The 17300-nt window shown below is 68.8% G+C and carries 20 protein-coding genes and 1 tRNA gene; 16 read left to right on the top strand and 5 right to left on the bottom strand.

The window, feature by feature from the left end; translation table 11 throughout:
- Positions 1-22: 22 nt before the first annotated feature.
- Both ACMV_RS16150 and ACMV_RS16145 read left to right on the top strand, forming a co-directional pair.
- Positions 23-98 (top strand) — tRNA-Asn (locus ACMV_RS16150).
- 65 nt (positions 99-163) lie between these two features.
- Complete coding sequence (locus ACMV_RS16145; RefSeq protein ID WP_007421764.1) at positions 164-1381, top strand: TCR/Tet family MFS transporter; 1218 nt, start codon at positions 164-166, stop codon at positions 1379-1381.
- Here the strand turns inward: ACMV_RS16145 and ACMV_RS16140 are convergent.
- Both ACMV_RS16140 and ACMV_RS16135 read right to left on the bottom strand, forming a co-directional pair.
- A complete protein-coding gene (locus tag ACMV_RS16140; RefSeq protein ID WP_013641099.1) occupies positions 1339-2427 on the bottom strand; it encodes a glycosyltransferase in 1089 nt (362 codons plus the stop codon). The genes ACMV_RS16145 and ACMV_RS16140 overlap by 43 nt on opposite strands.
- On the bottom strand, positions 2424-3629 hold the full coding sequence (locus ACMV_RS16135; RefSeq protein WP_041665155.1) for a glycosyltransferase: 1206 nt from the start codon (positions 3627-3629) through the stop codon (positions 2424-2426). The genes ACMV_RS16140 and ACMV_RS16135 overlap by 4 nt, the downstream gene beginning before the upstream one ends.
- A gap of 137 nt (positions 3630-3766) precedes the next feature.
- On the opposite strand from ACMV_RS16135, the gene ACMV_RS16130 reads away from it, so the two are divergent.
- From ACMV_RS16130 to tolB, 9 genes are read left to right on the top strand one after another with little or no spacing between them, the layout of a single operon-like run.
- Positions 3767-4516, top strand: a complete 750-nt coding sequence (locus tag ACMV_RS16130) for a YebC/PmpR family DNA-binding transcriptional regulator (RefSeq protein WP_035187039.1) — start codon at positions 3767-3769, stop codon at positions 4514-4516.
- Between the two features lie 38 nt (positions 4517-4554).
- Positions 4555-5058 carry a crossover junction endodeoxyribonuclease RuvC gene (gene ruvC, locus ACMV_RS16125; protein ID WP_035187026.1) on the top strand — a complete coding sequence of 168 codons (504 nt, stop codon included), beginning with the start codon at positions 4555-4557 and terminating at the stop codon, positions 5056-5058.
- A complete protein-coding gene (ruvA, locus tag ACMV_RS16120) occupies positions 5055-5669 on the top strand; it encodes a Holliday junction branch migration protein RuvA (RefSeq protein WP_012040399.1) in 615 nt (204 codons plus the stop codon). Before ruvC ends, ruvA begins: the two co-directional genes overlap by 4 nt.
- Complete coding sequence (ruvB, locus tag ACMV_RS16115) at positions 5666-6709, top strand: Holliday junction branch migration DNA helicase RuvB (protein ID WP_012040398.1); 1044 nt, start codon at positions 5666-5668, stop codon at positions 6707-6709. Before ruvA ends, ruvB begins: the two co-directional genes overlap by 4 nt.
- Positions 6706-7206, top strand: coding sequence for a tol-pal system-associated acyl-CoA thioesterase (ybgC, locus tag ACMV_RS16110; RefSeq protein ID WP_007423685.1), 501 nt, complete (start codon positions 6706-6708; stop codon positions 7204-7206). Before ruvB ends, ybgC begins: the two co-directional genes overlap by 4 nt.
- 2 nt (positions 7207-7208) lie before the next feature.
- On the top strand, positions 7209-7925 hold the full coding sequence (gene tolQ / locus ACMV_RS16105; RefSeq protein ID WP_007423683.1) for a protein TolQ: 717 nt from the start codon (positions 7209-7211) through the stop codon (positions 7923-7925).
- A gap of 2 nt (positions 7926-7927) precedes the next feature.
- The gene (tolR, locus tag ACMV_RS16100) at positions 7928-8371 is read left to right on the top strand and encodes a protein TolR (protein ID WP_007423682.1); all 444 of its coding nucleotides are present in this window, start codon (positions 7928-7930) and stop codon (positions 8369-8371) included.
- 53 nt (positions 8372-8424) lie between these two features.
- Positions 8425-9387, top strand: coding sequence for a hypothetical protein (locus ACMV_RS16095; protein ID WP_013641096.1), 963 nt, complete (start codon positions 8425-8427; stop codon positions 9385-9387).
- Positions 9388-9418: 31 nt separating this feature from the next.
- A complete protein-coding gene (gene tolB, locus ACMV_RS16090; RefSeq protein ID WP_007423228.1) occupies positions 9419-10828 on the top strand; it encodes a Tol-Pal system beta propeller repeat protein TolB in 1410 nt (469 codons plus the stop codon).
- Between the two features lie 116 nt (positions 10829-10944).
- On the opposite strand, the gene ACMV_RS16085 is transcribed toward tolB, so the two are convergent.
- Complete coding sequence (locus ACMV_RS16085) at positions 10945-12054, bottom strand: lytic transglycosylase domain-containing protein (RefSeq protein ID WP_041665453.1); 1110 nt, start codon at positions 12052-12054, stop codon at positions 10945-10947.
- 173 nt (positions 12055-12227) lie between these two features.
- Between ACMV_RS16085 and ACMV_RS16080 the strand changes: the two genes are divergently transcribed.
- Genes ACMV_RS16080 through ACMV_RS16065 form a run of 4 tightly spaced genes read left to right on the top strand, consistent with a single transcriptional unit; the run spans position 12228 to position 15288 of the window.
- Positions 12228-13649: a lactate utilization protein B gene (locus ACMV_RS16080; RefSeq protein ID WP_013641094.1), complete on the top strand. Its 1422-nt coding sequence runs from the start codon at positions 12228-12230 to the stop codon at positions 13647-13649.
- Entirely contained in the window at positions 13646-14350 is a 705-nt protein-coding gene (locus ACMV_RS16075; RefSeq protein WP_013641093.1) for a LutC/YkgG family protein, read from the top strand. The genes ACMV_RS16080 and ACMV_RS16075 overlap by 4 nt, the downstream gene beginning before the upstream one ends.
- Positions 14334-14882 carry a Smr/MutS family protein gene (locus ACMV_RS16070; RefSeq protein WP_012040392.1) on the top strand — a complete coding sequence of 183 codons (549 nt, stop codon included), beginning with the start codon at positions 14334-14336 and terminating at the stop codon, positions 14880-14882. Before ACMV_RS16075 ends, ACMV_RS16070 begins: the two co-directional genes overlap by 17 nt.
- 10 nt (positions 14883-14892) lie before the next feature.
- Positions 14893-15288 (top strand): helix-turn-helix domain-containing protein, encoded by a 396-nt coding sequence (locus ACMV_RS16065; RefSeq protein WP_007424125.1) that lies wholly within the window; start codon positions 14893-14895, stop codon positions 15286-15288.
- Here the strand turns inward: ACMV_RS16065 and ACMV_RS16060 are convergent.
- Positions 15266-16321, bottom strand: coding sequence for a cyclase family protein (locus tag ACMV_RS16060; protein WP_007424123.1), 1056 nt, complete (start codon positions 16319-16321; stop codon positions 15266-15268). The two genes, ACMV_RS16065 and ACMV_RS16060, sit on opposite strands and share 23 nt — an antisense overlap.
- A gap of 145 nt (positions 16322-16466) precedes the next feature.
- Between ACMV_RS16060 and ACMV_RS16055 the strand changes: the two genes are divergently transcribed.
- A complete protein-coding gene (locus ACMV_RS16055; RefSeq protein WP_007424124.1) occupies positions 16467-16892 on the top strand; it encodes a GFA family protein in 426 nt (141 codons plus the stop codon).
- 51 nt (positions 16893-16943) lie between these two features.
- On the opposite strand, the gene ACMV_RS16050 is transcribed toward ACMV_RS16055, so the two are convergent.
- Positions 16944-17186, bottom strand: coding sequence for a hypothetical protein (locus ACMV_RS16050; RefSeq protein ID WP_007424122.1), 243 nt, complete (start codon positions 17184-17186; stop codon positions 16944-16946).
- Between the last annotated feature and the right edge of the window lie 114 nt (positions 17187-17300).

The following is a 17300-nucleotide window of genomic DNA, read 5'->3' as shown; positions in this document are numbered from 1 at the left end:
TGGCTATGAGGCGCTTCACGGTTCCCGGATAGCTCAGCTGGTAGAGCAAGCGGCTGTTAACCGCTCGGTCGTAGGTTCGAGTCCTACTCCGGGAGCCAGACTTCCCCTTCCGGTTCGAATCAGTCTACCCGCCCTCTGCTGAACGGGATGGATCGATCTCACCATGGGGTTCATTTTCGCGGTTCTCGTCATCGATTCGATCGGTTTCGGCCTCATCGCGCCGATTCTGCCCGATCTCGTCGAGAAGCTGTCCGCAACACCCGCCTCGCACGCGGCCCTCTGGGTCGGCGTGCTGAGCATGACCTTCGCGGCGACGCAATTCTTCGCCGCCCCGGTGCTCGGCCAGCTGAGCGACCGGTTCGGCCGCCGCCGCCTCATTCTCGTTTCCCTCGCCGGGAGTGCGGCGAACTATCTGCTCCTCGCCTTCGCGCCCAACCTGCTCTGGCTGTTCGTCGGCCGGCTGATCGCCGGTGCGACGGCCGGCAACGTCTCGGCCGCCAGCGCGTATATCGCCGACATCACCCCGCCGGAACGGCGCGCCCAGCGTTTCGGCCTGATCGGCGCCGCGTTCGGGCTCGGCTTCACCACCGGGCCGGTGATCGGCGGGTTTCTCGGCGCGATCGATCTGCGGTTGCCCTTTCTGGTCTCGGCCGGGCTGGTCGCGGTGAACGTGGTCTACGGTATTTTCGTCCTGCCCGAATCGCTGCCGCCGGAGCGGCGGCGGCCGTTTCGCCTGCGGGAAGCGACACCGCTCGGCGCCATGCGGCTGCTCACCACCGTGCCGCGCCTCTGGCGCCTCGCCGCGGCGTGGAGCGTGCGATGGTTCGGCCTCGGCGCGATCCAGGCGGTTTTTGTACTCTATGCCTCGTTGCGCTTCGGCTGGGGGCCGCGCGAGAACGGCATCTTCTTCGCATGCACCGGCATCGCGTCGACGCTCGTGCAGTTCGGTCTGGTCCGCCGGGCCGTGACACTGCTTGGCGAACGCGGCGCCGCCTTTGTCGGCTTCGCCTGCAACGCGGCCGCCTACATGATCTTCGGCGTTGCGCCGACCGCTTCGTGGCTGTTCGCCGGAGTGGGGCTGATGGCGCTGGGCTCGATCGCCAATCCGGCGATCCGCAGCATGCTCTCGCGCGCAGCACCGGCGGACCAGCAGGGGCGGATGAACGGCGCGCTCTCCTCCATCGAGGGGCTGACCGCGATCGTCGCGCCGCTGACCGGGGCTGCCGTGTTCGAGGCGTTCAGCGGCGTCCTGCCGTGGCGGTTTCCGGGCGCGCCGTTCGTGATGGTGGCGGTGATGCTGGCCGGCGCCGCAATGCTGGTCTGGTCGGTGAAGCCGGTTCAGGCCGCGCCCGAAATCGCGCCCAGCCCGGCGCGCAACTGAGCCGCCATCGCCGTCCATGCCGCCATCGGATCGGCGGCGGGCGTCGGCCCCGGCGTGAAGCGCCGGTCGCGCCAGGTGCGCAGGGCATCGGCCAGCGCGCCGGCATCCGGCGGACAGAGGATCGCCTGCGGCGCGTCGCGCAGTTGCTCGGCAAGGCCGCCGACATCGGTGGCGATCACCTGGCGGCCCAGGGCGAGCGCCGCCGCCGCCACGCCGGACTGGCTCGCCTGCCGGTAGGGCAGCACCAGCGCATCCGAATCGCCGATCAGTTGCGCCAGTTCGGCCTCGGGAATCCAGCGCCGGTCGACCACGACATGCGGCATCGCGCCGAGGCGACCGAGTTCGGCGGAATCCGGGCCATCGCCCGCCACCTTCAGCATGAACCCGGGATCGGGGCCGAGATCCGCCATCGCCTGGCACAGCAGGTCGAGCCCCTTGTAGGGCAGCAGCCGGCCGAACATCAGCAGCCGCGGCCGGCCGCCATGGGCGAAGGGCGCGGCCGGCATCGCGCCGTCGCCCACCGGCATCGGCGGATGCGTGAGGGTGAGAACCCGCTGGCCGGGGCGGACCGCGCCGGCATTGTGCAACTCGTCGGTCACCGCCTGGCTGAGCGTGGCCAGCAGCCCCGCGCCGCGCAGCAGCCGCGCCTGATCCACCAGCCGGAAGCTCAAGCTTTCGCCGGGGTGCGAGACCGCGTCGTGCACGATGATCCCGTAAGGCACGCGCAGATTGGCGACCATCAGCCGGTCGAGCACCGCGGGCATGGCGCAGAGCGCCACATCCGGTGCGAGACGGTCGAGTTCCGCCCGAACGCTGCGCCCGGCGAGGGGCAGGGTGAGTAGCCGCGCCAGCGCGCCGGCGGCGCTCGAATAGGTCGGGTAGCGCCAGGCGCAGTCCGGCGCATCCGCCGCGCCGAGGATTTCCGCCTCGGCCGAGAGCGACAGCACCGATTCGGTCGCCGGCAGGCGGCCGAGTGCCGCATGGAGCAGGGCGGCGAAGCGCGGCCCGGCGCCGCGCCGTCCCCATTGCCAGGTGAGAATCCTCATCGGATGCCGGAGGCGGCGAGCGCGTCGCGCACCGGCGCGTCTCCCAGCGCGCGCATCGCGGTCTCCCGCCCGCGCGCGGCGAGTGCGGCCCGCGCGGAGGGATCGTCGGCCAGTTGCCGGAGCAGCGCCGCCGCATGGCCGGCATCCGGCTCCGCCCAGCGGCTGCCCTCCAGCCGGTAGGTGCCGCGCGGGTCGTTCACCGGCACCAGATCGTATTTCACAAGGCCAGCGCTGTCCGCGTCCATGAAGCTCATGTTGCCGGACCAGCCGGTGGTCACCACCGGGCGGCCGAGCAGCATCGCGGTGGCCGGGATGAGGCCGAACCCCTCGGCGCGATGCAGCGACATCACGATATCGCTCGCCGCGATGAGGCCGCGCAGGGCGGGCTCGGGAATGGTCTCGTCGATCACCCGGATGTTCGGCGCATCCGCGACCATCGCCCGGATCTCCGCGAGGTCCTCGGGATACAGCGAGGTGCCGGACAGTTTGAGCACCAGCATCCGGTCGCGGCGGTCGCCGAAGGCGGCGCGGAAGGCGCGGATGGCGCCTTCGGGGTTCTTGCGCACGCGGCTGGACGCGAGATTGAACACGACCAGCACCACCAGCGCGCCGTCGGGCAGGCCGAAATCGGCGCGTCCGCCCTCGACCGGGCGCGGTGGCAGGGCGGCGAGCGGATAGGGCACGACGCGCACGCGGCCCGGCGCCAGGGGCTCGAACGCCTCGGCGCAGAAGGCGGACGGCGCCCAGATCTCGTGGACGAATTTCGCCCCCACGTGCCAGGCGGCCGGCACCGCCGGCAGTTCCCACACGAAGAGACCGATGACCCGGCGGCCCCGCATCAGCGCGCGCGGCCAGCGGGCGAGGCCGACGGGCAGGATCGGCGCGTTCACCACCGCGAGCATCGCGGCCTCGGCGGGCGGCAGCGCGCCCGGCGCGGGGGTGACGCTGGGCAGGCCGAGCTGGAGCGTGCCGCGCCCCACGCCGATCTGGCGGAACACCGTATCCATGATCCGGCTGGTCTCGGCGAGGCCGTTCGCCCCGTCGATATCGCCGGCCACCACGATGCCCTCGCTCGCCGCCGGCGGCAGGCGATCCGGCCGGCCGGCGATGAGGCCCGCCACCCGCGTCATCGCGCGGCGGCGCGTCTCGGCGGGCAGCAGCCGCCATGCGCGATGCGCCAGCCCCAGCGACGCACTCTCCATCCATCCCCCGATCATGACCGCAAAAACGGGTCGCCGAAGGGGCATATCAAATTCGGGCCGGACATGGTATCGCCGGCCGCGACCAAACTTCCGGGACGCGCGCGGGCGCGCACCGGCGATGAATCATGGATTTTCTGATGGCCGGACATTCGCAATTCAAGAACATCATGCACCGCAAGGGCGCGCAGGATGCGCGGCGCGCCAGGCAGTTCGCCAAGCTGATCCGCGAGATCACCGTCTCGGCCAAGACCGGCCTGCCCGACCCGGCAGCGAACCCGCGGCTGCGCGCGGCCTGCGCCGCCGCCCGCCAGGCGAACATGCCGCGCGACACGATCGAGCGGGCGATCAAGAAGGCGGCGGGCGGCGCCGGCGGTGACGATTACGTGGAGGTGCGCTACGAGGGTTACGGCCCGTCCGGGATCGCGATCATCGTCGAGGCGCTGACCGACAACCGCAACCGCACGGCCTCCGACGTGCGGGCGGCCTTCTCGAAACATGGCGGCGCGCTGGGCGAGACCAATTCCGTCGCCTTCATGTTCGACCGGATCGGCCTGATCCGCTATCCGACCGCGGCCGCCAGCGCGGACGACATGCTCGAAGCCGCGATCGAGGCCGGGGCGGACGACGTGCAGAGCACCGACGAGGGCCACGAGATCATCTGCGCGGTGGAAAACTTCTTCGCCGTGCGCGACGCGATGGAGCAGAAATTCGGCGAGCCCGAAGCCGCGAAGCTCGACTGGCGGCCGACCACCACCACGCCGCTCGACGAGGAGGCCGCCCGCAGCGTGATGAAGCTGATCGACGCGCTCGAGGAGAGCGACGACGTGCAGAGCGTCTACGCCAATTTCGAGATTCCCGACGACGTGATGCAGGCACTGTCCGCCTGACCGGACGGGGGGCGCGGAATCCTTTATAGTCCGTGAGCATGCCGATTCGCGCGCGCATCATCGGGATCGATCCCGGCCTTCGCTTCACCGGCTTCGGCATCATCGACGCCGATGGCAACCGGCTGCGGCATGTCGCCGACGGGGTGATCGCGACCGACGGCGCGGCGGCGGTGGCCGAGCGGCTGCATACGCTCGACGCCGCCCTCGCCCGGCTGCTCGCGACCTATGCGCCCGACCATGCGGCGGTCGAGGAAACCTATGTCAACCGCAACGCGACCGCGACGCTCAAGCTCGGCTATGCCCGCGGCGTCGCCCTGCTCGCCCCGGCGCGGGCGGGAATCGCGGTCGCCGAATACGGCGCCAAGACGGTGAAGCGCGCCGTGGTCGGCACCGGGGCCGCGGAAAAGGACCAGGTCGCCCTCATGGTGCGCCGCCTGCTGCCGGGGGCGGCGATCACCCGCGCCGATGCGGCGGATGCACTCGCCGTCGCCATCTGCCATGCGCATCATCTCGCCACCGCCAGCCGGGTGCCGGCGGCATGATCGGGCGGCTCTGCGGCACGGCCGAGCAGATCGAGGACGGGCGCTGCCTGATCGATGTGAGCGGCGTCGGCTACGTGGTGTTCTGCTCCGCGCGCAGCCTGGCCGCCTTGCCGGCGCCGCCGGCGCGCGCGACGCTGCTCGTCGAAACCCAGGTCCGCGAGGATGCGATCACCCTGTTCGGCTTCATCGATGCCGCCGAGCGCGACTGGTTCCGCCTGCTCACCACCATTCAGGGCGTGGGCGCGAAAGTGGCGCTCAACCTGCTTTCGGCGCTGCCGCCGGACCAGCTCGCCAGCGCCATCGCCGCGAGCGACCGGGGGGCGATCACCCGCGCGCCCGGCGTCGGCCCCAAGCTTGCCGCAAGGCTGATTTCCGAGCTGCGCGAGCGGATTGCCGCGATGCCGACCGGCTCGGCCTTCATCCCGACCGGAACGGCCCCGCCCGTCGCTCCGCCGCAGGGGAAGCTGGCCGACGCGCTTTCGGCCCTGGTCAATCTCGGCTACCGCCGTGCCGAAGCAGAGGCGGCCCTTTCCGCGGTGCAGGCGGAGGCCGGCGAGGACGCGGCGCTGGATGAGCTGATCCGCGGCGGGCTGCGGCGGCTCGCCCGATGAGCGGCGCGGAAGACCGGGCGCTGCTCTCCGGCGCGCGCGATGCGGAGGACGGGCCGGAAGCCGCCCTGCGGCCGCAAACTCTCGCGGAATTCACGGGGCAGAAAGCGAGCCGAGAAAATCTTGCGATATTCATCGCCGCGGCGCGCGGCCGGGGCGAATCGCTCGACCATGTGCTGCTGCACGGCCCGCCGGGGCTGGGCAAGACCACGCTGGCGCAGATCATCGCGCGCGAGATGGGGGTTGGTTTCCGGGCGACCTCGGGGCCGATCATCCAGAAATCGGGCGATCTGGCGGCCATCCTGACCAACCTGCAACCGAGGGACGTTCTGTTCATCGACGAGATTCATCGCCTGCAGCCCTCGATCGAGGAGGTTCTCTATCCCGCGATGGAGGATTTCGTGCTCGACCTGATCATCGGCGAGGGGCCCGGGGCGCGATCGGTGCGGATCGACCTGCCGCGGTTCACGCTGATCGGCGCGACCACGCGTTCCGGCCTGCTCGCCAATCCGCTGCGCGACCGGTTCGGCATTCCGCTCCGGCTCGTCTTCTACACGCCGGAGGAACTGACCCTGATCGTCACCCGCGCCGCCACGCTGCTGGAGATGGACATCACGGCGGATGGCGCGGCGGAAATCGCCCGCCGCTCGCGCGGGACACCGCGGATCGCCGGCCGGCTGACGCGGCGGGTGCGCGATTTCGCCGCCGTCGCGGGCACGGCGAGGGTCGACCGCGCGGCGGCCGACGCGGCGCTGACGCGGCTCGACGTCGATCAGCGCGGGCTCGATGCGATGGACCGGCGCTATCTCCGCCGCATCGCCGAGCACCACAATGGCGGGCCGGTCGGTATCGAGACCCTGGCCGCGGCACTGTCCGAACCGCGCGACACGCTCGAAGACGTGATCGAGCCCTTTCTCATCCAGGAGGGGTTCGTGATCCGCACCCCGCGCGGTCGAATGCTCGGGCGCGAGGCCTGGGCGCATCTCGGCCTGCTGCCGCCCACCGCTGCTCCCGGCCAGTCGGATCTGCCGTTCGACCCATGAACGACGTCGCGAACATGCTGGAAAATGCGCTTCGCGGCGGCGAGCATCGGCTCGGCGTGCGGATCTATTTCGAGGATACCGATGCGGGCGGCATCGTCTATCACGCCAATTATCTGCGTTACGCCGAGCGGGCGCGGTCGGAAGCCCTGCGTTCGCTGGGGGTGCCACACGCGGAAATGGTAGATGTCCACGACCGGATGTTCGTAGTGCACCGCGCGGAAATCGACTATGAGCGGCCCGCGCGACTCGATGATCTGATCACCGTCGTGACCCGTGTGCGGCAGGTTGCCGCAGCGCGTGTCGCGCTGGACCAGACGATCCGGCGCGACGCCATTACGCTGGTGCGAATCAGGCTGCAGCTCGCCTGCGTCGATCGGGCGAGCGGGAGAGCGGCGCGCCTGCCGGCGGAGATGCGCGCCGCCCTCGTGCGGATGCACGATGACGCTGTCGCGGGCGGCAAAACAGAAGACGGCCTGGCGGCCGTGGAAGGGGACTGAACGTGGATCAGGCTGTGAATACTGCCGGGCTCGCGGCGCCTGGCACCAACCTCTCGCTGCTGGGCATGTTCCTGCATGCGGGTTTCGTGGTGCAGGTCGTCATCGTGCTGCTGCTTGCGGCCAGCGTCTGGGTCTGGGCGATCATCATCGAGAAGTCGCTCAGCATCCGCCGCGTCAACCGCGAGGCCAACGCGTTCGAGGACAAGTTCTGGTCCGGCCGCAGCCTGGATGAGCTTTACGACCAGGAAGGCGCGGAACCGGGCCATCCGATGGCGGCCGTTTTCGGCGCCGCCATGGGCGAATGGCGCCGTTCCAGCCGGATCGCGGGCGCCGACGTGGTGCGCTCCAGCGTCGCCGAACGGATCGACCGGGCGATGGGCGTCACGACGATGCGGGAAATGGAGCGCCTTGAGCGCTACATGGTGTTTCTGGCCTCGATCGGCGCGGTGGCCCCGTTCGTCGGCCTGTTCGGCACGGTCTGGGGCATCATGCACTCGTTCTCGGCGATCGCGGCGATGCACAACACCAATCTCGCCGTCGTCGCGCCCGGCATCGCCGAAGCGCTGTTCGCCACCGCGATCGGCCTCGTCGCGGCCATTCCGGCCGTGCTTGCCTACAACAAGCTGTCGACCGATCTTGCCCGCCTGGCCGCGCGCCTCGAGGCCTTCGGCGCCGAGTTCAGCGCGATCCTCTCCCGCCAGGCCGAGGAGCGCACCTGACCATGGCCGGCGGTCTGCTCGATCGGAAATCCGGCGGAAGGCGCGGTCGTTACCGGCCCATGGCGGAAATCAACGTCACCCCCCTCGTCGACGTGATGCTCGTCTTGCTGATCATCTTCATGATCACGGCGCCGCTCATCACCTCCGGCGTCACCGTCAATCTGCCGCACGCCAACGCGAAGCCGGTCAATACCGACGCGACGCCGATCACCATCTCGGTGAAGGCTGATGGCTCGGTGTATCTGCAGAACTCGTCGGTCCAGCTCGACAATCTGGTTTCGACGCTGCAACAGATCGCCAAGCACAACACCGACCGCCGCATCTTCGTGCGTGGAGACACGGCAGTGCCCTACGGCACGATGCTGAAGGTGATGGCCACGATCACCAATGGCGGGTTCACCAAGGTCGCGCTGCTCGCCCAGCAGCCGACGGCCACGAAACGCTGAGCCAGCCGGAACGGGATCACCGGCAGGCGGATGGATTGAGACGGGATCGACCCATGGAACCTGAGCTTCGGCGCGGTGCGATCGTCTCGGGAATCGCTCATCTGGCGATCATTCTGCTGCTCGTCGCCGTCCTGCCGACGGAGAAGCTGAACGCCCCGCCTTCCGAGGCGGTCGATGTCACGCTGGTCGGCAACGCGGCGCCGCAGCAGGCGCTCCACAAGGGCAAGGTGGCGGCGCCGGCGGACACGAAGGTGGTCCACAAGGCCCATCTTGCCGTCCAGAAACCCAAGCCTCAGCCGAAGGTCGCACCGCCGCCGCCGCCGCCGCCGCCGCCGCCCGCGCCCCACGCGGCGCCGAAGCTGCCGCAGCCGCCAGCGCCCCCGCCCCCTCCCCCGCCGCCAACCCCGGCACCGACACCGATTCCCACACCGCCGCCGCCGCCGCCGCATCCGCCGCAGAAGCAGACGCCGCCGAAGCCGGCGAAGAAACTGCCGCTGCCCCCCAAGAAGACGCCGCCGGCGCCCGCGGAAAAGAGCCCGACCAGCCAGAAGCACGAGGTGAAGACCCCCGTGCCGATGAGCCAGTCCGTGCTCAACACGCTGGCGAAGCTGCGCGCGCTGCAGAAGCAGAAGAAGCCGCCGACCGCGCGCTACAATCCCGAGCGCGGCGGCGCGCCGAATGGCGGCGGCACGAAGATGAGCACGGCGAATTCCGGCCTTTCCGCCTCGCAGCGGGATGCGATCGGCAACGAGGTCCGCCCGTGCTGGGGCATCGACGCCGGCGCGCCGGGCGTGCAGAAATTCAGCGTCCTGCTACAGGTCGTGACCGATGCGGGCGGCGTCGTGCGGGAAGCCCGGGTGGCGCCCGCCGACCAGGGCAAGATGAGCGATCCGCTCTTCGCCGCCTTCGCCAACCGCGCCGTCGATGCGGTTAAGAACTATCAATGTGCCAAGCTGCCGTTGCCGTCCTATATGCTCGGCTCGGTGCATACCTTCATCTTCAGGTTCACTCCATAGTGTTCGAAGCGTTTCAGGATAGAGGTTCTTCATGACGATCCGCCGTCCGTCGCCCGCCCACCATCCGCGCGTTCCCGGAACCCTGGTCGAGCGGCTGCCGCCGCTGTCCCGCCGGTTGATGATCGGCGCCGGAGCCGCGGGGCTGATGCTGCCCGGGCTCGCCCGCGCGCAGAATGCCGCGAACGGCCCGAGCGATGCGATCAACGTCTCCGGCGCGCATAACGCGCCCATCCCGATCGCCCTGCCGGCCTTCACCGATGCAAGCGGCAATACGTCGGATATCGGCGCCCAGATCACCCAGGTCGTCACATCGGATCTCGACCATTGCGGCTTGTTCAGCGCGATCGATCCCACCAGCTTCGTGCCGAATTCGGTGGTCAACAGCGTGCCGGTCTGGAACAACTGGAGCATTCTGGGGGCGCAGGCGCTTGTGACCGGCCAGGTGACGAGCCCGGGCGCGGGGCAGATCCGCGTCGAATACCGGCTCTGGGGCATTTCGCAGCAGAAGCAGTTGCAGGGGACGGCCTATACCACGGCATCGGGCAACTGGCGGCGGATCGCCCATATCATCGCCGATGACATCTATCAGCAGATGATCGGCGAAAAGGGCTATTTCGACACGCGGGTTGCGTTCATATCCGTCTCGGGCCCTCCGACCAGCCCGATCCGTCGCATGGCGCTGATGGATTACGACGGCGCGAATGTCCGCTTCCTCACCTCGGGCCGCAACATGGCGCTCTCGCCGCAGTTCAACCCGACGCGGCAACAACTCGCCTTCGTCAGCTTCGAGAACAATCGCCCGCAGGTCTATCTGTTCGACCTGCAGACGGGCGCGCGCACCAATATCGGCTCGTTCGGCGATATGAGCTTCGGCCCGCGTTTCAGCCCCGACGGCTCCGCGCTGCTGTTCTCGATATCGAAGGGCGGCGGCGCGATGATCGTGAAATACGACCTGGGAAGCCGGCGAATGACCCAGCTGACCGACGCGAACTCGATCAACGTCACCCCGTGCTACAGCCCGGATGGCACCAAGATCGTGTTCAACTCGGACCGCGACGGCTCCGGCGACCAGCAGCTTTTCGTCATGAATGCCGACGGATCGAACGTCCAGCGGATTTCATACGGCCATGCGCGCTATGCGGAGCCGGATTGGTCGCCGCGCGGCGATGCGATCGCCTTCACCCGCCTCGACTCGAGCGGTTTCGGCATCGGCGTGATGAAGCCGGATGGCTCGGGCGAGCGGTTGCTGTCGCAGGGCTATCTGGAAGAGGGGGCAACCTTCTGTCCCAACGGCCGGGTGATCATGTTCTACCGGCAGAGCCCGCTCAGGGTCGGGAACGTATCCCATCTCGTCACGATCGGCGTCGACGGTTTCAATGAGCGCATCACGCCGACGCCAACGAATGCCGAGGACCCGTCCTGGGGGCCGCGCCTTTCATAAACTCCGGGCGGGGGCGCCTGACCAGGTCGGATCGCCTGCTTGCGTGATATGGCAAATGGGGCCGGTTTCCCGGACAGGAGACCTCCGGACCGCATGGCGCAGGGTTCCCGGTCCGTTCAGGAAGACGGGCCTGCAATCGGGATTGGCGCGCGGCGATAGGCCGCGAGATTCCGGCCCGCCATGCCGCCGGCAATGGCGCCGGGCACGGTAATCCGTGACGCCGGGCCACCTGGCTGTGCGGTTGCGGGCAGGAGCGTCGGCGAACCGTGCAACGGCGCGAAGGCAAACGCGCCGGGTGCGAAGCGGCGAATTGCCACGGCACCCGGCGCGGGCTTCGACATCTGCGGCAGCGCCTTGCCGGCGGGCGAGGCGCCCGCGGATCCCGGCCCCCACACACGAGGCGCCGCCGATGGCTGCGCGACCGGCGCGAGAGGCGGCGTCATGGCCGTCTGCACCAGCGGCAGGCCGCTCGGTTGCCCGCCGGTCTGTCCCTGCCAACGGGCAAGAACCTGCCTCGCATAGGGTGCGCCGATCGACGGCGTCTGCGAGTGATAGGCGGCGATCGCCTGCTCCCAGGTGCCCAGTTGCGCCTTCAGCCGGGTGAGGAAGTCCGCCGCATAGAAGACGTTCGCCATCGGGTCGAACGCCTGCACGAGGTTGGTGAACGCGTGGGGGTGCTGCTGGATGTTCACCTGCATGCAACCGATGTCGAGCGAGGTCACGCCCTGCTGCAGAAACGACTGCGCCGCGGCGATCGCTTCGGCCTCGGTCTGGTACATGTGGCCGGCGCCATTTGCATCGATGGTCCAGGGCCAAGGCGCCAGCTGGCCGGTCACACGATCACGGCGGCCGCTTTCGACGGTTCCGACGGCACGCAGCAGCCCGACCGGAGTGTGCTTGTCGGACTCCGCCATGATGACGGCGGCCTGACAGAGCAGCGATGGATCCACGACCGGCGCCGACGCAGGCAACTCGCCGGTCGGCAATGCGCTGGCCGGCCGAATGCCGGACAGGGCGAATACCGCAAATGATGCGACAAGGGTTTTGGTCAGGCGCCGCTGCATGCGCGCAATATCCGGCAGAACGGTTAATTTGCCGTTATTTTCGCGCGCTTCATCGACCCCGGAGCTGACACGACGTCGGCAACGGCAAGCGCCGCAAAGCTTGCGATGCTGCACTGCAAAAAAGTTCTTGCATATCCCCGCTCGGATGACTATAAAAAGCATCAGCAACACAGCGATCCGTTCGCTCTGTTTGCTTTCTTGGACGTTTCCTCCCTAAACTTGGCGGCACGCAAGTGCCGCCATTTTTTTTGATCCATCAAGAAATCGGCTCGTGCGGCTGGGGCCGTTCACTTCGGCGCTTCCATTCTCTAAAGTCGCGAACGAAGGAGTGCCCGATGCTGAATACCAGCCCCGATTTCAAGGAAAATTCCCGCCGCGCGATGCAGGACGCGGGATTGCAGAAGGCGCTCGACCGCGCTCGCAAGCCCTTCGCCCAGACCCGCGCGGCCGCGGTCGCCCGGCTGCCCGAGTTCGAGACCCTGCGGGAAACCGCGAAGGGCATCAAGAACCATACGCTCGCCCATCTCGATTTCTACCTGGAGCGTTATGCGGAGCAGGTCGAGGCCCATGGCGGGCAGGTTCACTGGTGCCGCACCGCCGAGGACGCGCGCAATGCCGTGCTCGACATCTGCCGCCGGGTGGGGGCGAAAACCGTCACCAAGGGCAAGTCGATGATCTCCGAAGAGATCGGGCTGAACGAGCACCTCGCGGAAAACGGCGTCCGCCCGGTCGAGACCGATCTCGGCGAATACATCCTGCAGATCAGGGGCGAGGCGCCGAGCCACATCATCGGCCCGGCCTTCCACCTCAACCGCGAGGACTGGGAAGCCAGCTTCCGCGCCGCCCATACCCATCTGCCAGCCGACCGGGTGTTTCACGAAAAGCGCGACATCCAGGCCGAGGCCCGAGCGGTGCTGCGCGAGCAGTTCATCGCCGCCGATGTCGGCATCACCGGCGCCAATTTCCTGATCGCGGAAACCGGCAGTTCGGTGATCGTCACCAACGAGGGCAATGGCGACCTCACGCAAACCCTGCCGCGCGTGCATATCGTGCTCGCCAGCCTGGAAAAGATCGTCCCCACCCTTGAGGACACCGTCTCGCTGCTGCGGGTTCTGGCGCGCTCGGCCACCGGACAGGAATTCTCGGTCTACACCACCTTTTCCACCGGCGCGAAACGCCCCGGCGACCCCGACGGGCCGGAGGAATATCACGTCATCCTGCTCGACAATGGCCGCTCGAACATGGTCGGCACCGAGTTCCAGGACATGCTGCGCTGCATCCGCTGCTCGGCCTGCATGAACCATTGCCCGGTCTATCTCACCGTGGGTGGCCACGCCTATGGCTCGATGTATTCCGGCCCGATGGGCAGCGTGCTGACCCCGGCCATCTTCGGCGCCGACCAGGCGCATCTGCTGCCCACGGCCTCGACCTTCTGCGGCAAGTGCGAAAGCGTCTGCCCGATGAAGATTCCGCTCACCGGCATGATGCGCCACTGGCGCGAGCGGGCCTTCGAGCGGCATCTCGCACCGGCGACCACGCGCTATGGCATTCGCGGCTGGGGGTTCGTCGCCCGGCGCCCCGGGCTTTACCGCAGCGTGTCGCGCATCGCGGCATGGGGACTCGGGGTCATGGGGCGCAAGCGCGGCCGCTTCGGCTGGCTGCCGCTCGCCGGCGCCTGGACCGCCGCGCGCGACATGCCCGCCCCCGAGGGCGAAACCTTCTTCGCACGCTATGCACGGGAGCAGCGCAGCCGATGAAACAGGACAACCAGGCCCAGCGCGCGGCGATCCTCGGCACGATACGGCGCGGCCTCGGGCGCGGCACGCTGCCCGCCGACCAGGCGGCGATGCTCCGCACCCGGCTCGATGCCCACCCGCGCCACACGATCCCCGCCCGCGTCGCGCTCGACCATGACGCGCTGATCGAGCTGTTCATCGCCAATGCGACCCGGGAATACGCGACCGTTCAGCGCCTTGCCGACATGGCGGACCTGCCCGCCCATATCGCGGGCTACCTGCGCGAGCAGAACCTGCCGGCGGAGTTGGTGATCGCGCCGCATCCCGATCTGGAGGCGGCGAACTGGAACGATGCCCCGCTGCTCGCCCATCGCTTCGGCCGCGCGCAGCCGAGCGACATGGTTTCGGTGCAGCGCGGTTTCGCGGCGATCGCCGAAACCGGCACGCTGATGCTGCCTTCCGGCCAGCGCTCGCCGACCACGCTCAACCTGCTGCCGGATACCGAAATCGTCGTGCTCCGCGAGTCCGACGTGGTCGGGCCGTATGAAGACGCGTTCGACCGGCTGCGCCAGGCCGGCGGCATGCCGCGCAACGTGATGCTGGTCACCGGGCCGTCGCGCTCGGCCGATATCGAGCGCACGCTCGAACTCGGCGCGCATGGCCCGCGACGGCTGCACATCGTGCTGCTCGGCGGCGCAGGCGGGGATGGCGCGCAGGGCTAAACCCCTCCCGGCCGCCGATCTCGAGGTCTGGACGCGCTATCTGCGCCATGTCCGCCCGCTGCGCGGCGTGCGCGTGCCTGAGCCGCCGCCTCCGGACAAGCCCGGCAGCGTCCGGCCGGAGCCCGAGGGCGTGCGCGTCGTTGCTGCGCCGGCACCGCCCCCGGCCTTGCCGCAGCGCCGCCCGGGCGTGGCGATCGGCGTGGCGCCGCCGGGGCTCGACCGCGCGACCTGGGCGAAATTCCGCGCCGGGCGAATCGCCCCCGAACGCACGCTCGACCTGCACGGGATGACGGCGGCCGCGGCACATGTCGCCGTGAACGCGCTGATCGCGGGCGCGGTGTCGCGCGGGATGCGCTGCGTCGAGATCGTGACCGGCCACGGACGCCGGACCGGTGGCGAAGGTGTGCTGCGACGCGAAGTGCCGATCTGGCTCAACGACCAGCCCCTGCGCCCGATGATCCTGGCGGTCTGCCATCCGCATGCGGCCAATCAGGGCGCGCTGCGGGTGCTGCTGCGGCGTCTGCGGTCGTGAGGCGGGGCAGATGACGCCGTTCGGCGCCCGGCTGCGCGCGCTGCGGGCCGAACGCAAGATGACCCTGCGCGCCATGGCCGATGGGCTCGGCGTTTCGGCCGCCTACCTCTCGGCGCTGGAACACGGCCGGCGGGGCGCCCCCTCGCCGGGACTGATTCACCAGATTTGCGAACGGCTCGACCTGATCTGGGACGAGGCGCACGAACTCGCCGATCTCGCCCGCGACTCCCGCCCGCGCATCAGCCTGCACACGGGCGGGCTGACGCCGGCGCAGACGGCGCTCGCCAACCGCTTCGCCCGGCAGTTGCGCCACCTTCCGGACGAAACGGTCGCGGCGATCGACGCGCTGCTGCGTGAAACGCCGGCCAGGCCGGCGCCTTCGCTCAGACGGTCGCGATCGGAGTGACCGGCGAACCGACGGCGCCTGGCAGCCGCAGCGGCGGCGCCGTCAGCAGAAAGCGCGTCCGGCCATGCTCGCGCAGCCAGGTGGCCAGCGGCGTCAGGTGCCACAACTCGCCGAGATGGATGCCGTTCTTGAACAGGCAGTGCTCGTGCAGCGGCAGGATCGAGCAACATTCATGCCGGGCTTCCGAGGCCGGGAAGGCCTCGACCGCGTAATTGTCGGCGATCAGGACCGCGAGGCCGCTGTCGCTGATCCATCGCAGGAGCCGTTCGTCGCGGCCATCGAGCACGGCGCAGCTTTCGTGCAGCACGGCCCGGTCGGGCGAGCGGTCCATCTCGAGCACGCGCTGGGCAAAGCCGGTATGGAGGCACACCATGTCGCCGGTCTCGATCGCGATCCGGTCGGCGTCGATCACCCGCATCAACGCGTCATACCCGACCAGAACGCGGGCATCGCCGTAATGGGCGCGCAGGTCGATCATCACGCCCCTGCCCTGCACCCCGTGCGCCGCCATCCGCTCGATGCCCAGGGCGCCAGCGTGGGACGTGCTGTGCAACGCCATGTCCGACTGCACGCCCGCATCCCGGGTTTCGGTCGGGCCGACGATGTCTTCGCCGGCGCGGAAGCCGTTGTAGAAGACCTTCTCGGCCACGCCGTCGCCATCGGCGTCGAACAGGCCGCCGACATGGCTGAGCGCATCCCACTGGGTCGAGTATTGCAGATGGAGAATCGCGAGATCGTCGTTGAACACGTCGGTGCGCGCGCTTTCGGCGCCTGTGAGCGTGCAGTTGAAATTGGGTCGGTCGCCCCGCAGCGTCGGGCGCAGGACCGGCGGATGACGCCGTTCGTTCAGCAGGTTGCCGCCCGGAAAATCGAGCGGCAGGCTGAGGCAGAACACGAGCCCCTCCCGGACCTCGGCCATTCCCTGGAGAACCTTTTCCCGGGTGATCAGGTTGAGACGCCCCCGTTGATCGTCGGGTCCGAAATCGCCCCAGTTCGATCCCTCCGGCCGATGGCGCCAGCGCGGTTCCGTCATGTCATCCTCCCCTACGCGTTCCTTGCTGCCGGAGGTGACTCTCCGGCGCGGCCCATCATGCATGCCCGGACGATCCTGTCAGCACTCTTGCCGATCAGCGCACCGTGCGGCACCATCGGGCCGCAATTTGAGGAGACATCCGAATATGACGATCCATAAGGGGGCCTGTTTCTGCGGTGCCGTCGAAATCGAGGTCAGCGGGGAGCCGGAAGGCATGGGCATCTGCCATTGCCGCTCCTGCCGCTCCTGGTCCGGCGGGCCGGTCAACGCGTTCAGCCTCTGGAAGCCTGAAGCCGTGACGGTCACGAAGGGCGAGGAGAACATCGCCACCTTCGCCAAGACCCCGATGAGCGAGCGCAAGTTCTGCAAGCTGTGCGGCGGCCACATCATGGCGGACCATCCGCCTCTCGGCCTGGTCGATGTGTTTTCGGCAACGATTCCGACGCTCGAGCACAAACCCGCGCTGCATGTGAACTACAGCGAGACCGTGCTGCCCATTCGCGACGGCCTGCCGAAATTTGCCGATTTTCCGGCGGAATTCGGCGGCTCCGGCAACATCATCGCCGAGTGACCGATTGCCGTGGGGCCGGCGCGACCGGCCCCCTCAGTTCACGGTAGCGGATTAAAAGCGGAAGACGCGCAGGACGCTCGGCCCGCCGGAAAATTTTCCGCGCGCCATCTGGAAGCGCAGATAGAGGTAGGCGGCCACCCCGAACACAAACAGCAGCGGCAAGGTGAACACGGCCAGCCAGAACACAATGGCGGCAAATCCCAGCATCAGGCCGAACGCCGCAACGCGCAGCGCAATGACCGCCAGCGATGGATACCGCCCTGGCGGATCGCGAAATTCGCCGGAAATCGTCATATCGATGGTCGGAGCATGGTGCTGCGTCATAGCGCTAAGGTGGCGCGGCAGACGCCTTTCGGCAAGCGCAATCGGCTCACAATGACATGAAGGATTGGCAATCGTCGCAATGAC

Origin of the sequence: Acidiphilium multivorum AIU301 (assembly GCF_000202835.1) — a bacterium.
GTDB lineage: Bacteria > Pseudomonadota > Alphaproteobacteria > Acetobacterales > Acetobacteraceae > Acidiphilium > Acidiphilium multivorum.
The sequence above is the reverse complement of the archived record's forward strand: the minus strand, read 5'-3'. Positions and strand labels throughout refer to the sequence as shown.

Excerpts from the sequence above, each read along its gene's own strand:
- ACMV_RS16145 (WP_007421764.1), top strand. The coding sequence starts at position 164 with ATGGGGTTCATTTTCGCGGTTCTCGTCATCGATTCGATCGGTTTCGGC.
- ACMV_RS16140 (WP_013641099.1), bottom strand. The coding sequence starts at position 2,427 with ATGAGGATTCTCACCTGGCAATGGGGACGGCGCGGCGCCGGGCCGCGC.
- ACMV_RS16135 (WP_041665155.1), bottom strand. The coding sequence starts at position 3,629 with ATGGAGAGTGCGTCGCTGGGGCTGGCGCATCGCGCATGGCGGCTGCTG.
- ACMV_RS16130 (WP_035187039.1), top strand. The coding sequence starts at position 3,767 with ATGGCCGGACATTCGCAATTCAAGAACATCATGCACCGCAAGGGCGCG.
- ruvC (WP_035187026.1), top strand. The coding sequence starts at position 4,555 with ATGCCGATTCGCGCGCGCATCATCGGGATCGATCCCGGCCTTCGCTTC.
- ruvA (WP_012040399.1), top strand. The coding sequence starts at position 5,055 with ATGATCGGGCGGCTCTGCGGCACGGCCGAGCAGATCGAGGACGGGCGC.
- ruvB (WP_012040398.1), top strand. The coding sequence starts at position 5,666 with ATGAGCGGCGCGGAAGACCGGGCGCTGCTCTCCGGCGCGCGCGATGCG.
- ybgC (WP_007423685.1), top strand. The coding sequence starts at position 6,706 with ATGAACGACGTCGCGAACATGCTGGAAAATGCGCTTCGCGGCGGCGAG.
- tolR (WP_007423682.1), top strand. The coding sequence starts at position 7,928 with ATGGCCGGCGGTCTGCTCGATCGGAAATCCGGCGGAAGGCGCGGTCGT.
- ACMV_RS16095 (WP_013641096.1), top strand. The coding sequence starts at position 8,425 with ATGGAACCTGAGCTTCGGCGCGGTGCGATCGTCTCGGGAATCGCTCAT.
- tolB (WP_007423228.1), top strand. The coding sequence starts at position 9,419 with ATGACGATCCGCCGTCCGTCGCCCGCCCACCATCCGCGCGTTCCCGGA.
- ACMV_RS16085 (WP_041665453.1), bottom strand. The coding sequence starts at position 12,054 with ATGCTTTTTATAGTCATCCGAGCGGGGATATGCAAGAACTTTTTTGCA.
- ACMV_RS16080 (WP_013641094.1), top strand. The coding sequence starts at position 12,228 with ATGCTGAATACCAGCCCCGATTTCAAGGAAAATTCCCGCCGCGCGATG.
- ACMV_RS16075 (WP_013641093.1), top strand. The coding sequence starts at position 13,646 with ATGAAACAGGACAACCAGGCCCAGCGCGCGGCGATCCTCGGCACGATA.
- ACMV_RS16070 (WP_012040392.1), top strand. The coding sequence starts at position 14,334 with ATGGCGCGCAGGGCTAAACCCCTCCCGGCCGCCGATCTCGAGGTCTGG.
- ACMV_RS16065 (WP_007424125.1), top strand. The coding sequence starts at position 14,893 with ATGACGCCGTTCGGCGCCCGGCTGCGCGCGCTGCGGGCCGAACGCAAG.
- ACMV_RS16060 (WP_007424123.1), bottom strand. The coding sequence starts at position 16,321 with ATGACGGAACCGCGCTGGCGCCATCGGCCGGAGGGATCGAACTGGGGC.
- ACMV_RS16055 (WP_007424124.1), top strand. The coding sequence starts at position 16,467 with ATGACGATCCATAAGGGGGCCTGTTTCTGCGGTGCCGTCGAAATCGAG.
- ACMV_RS16050 (WP_007424122.1), bottom strand. The coding sequence starts at position 17,186 with ATGACGATTTCCGGCGAATTTCGCGATCCGCCAGGGCGGTATCCATCG.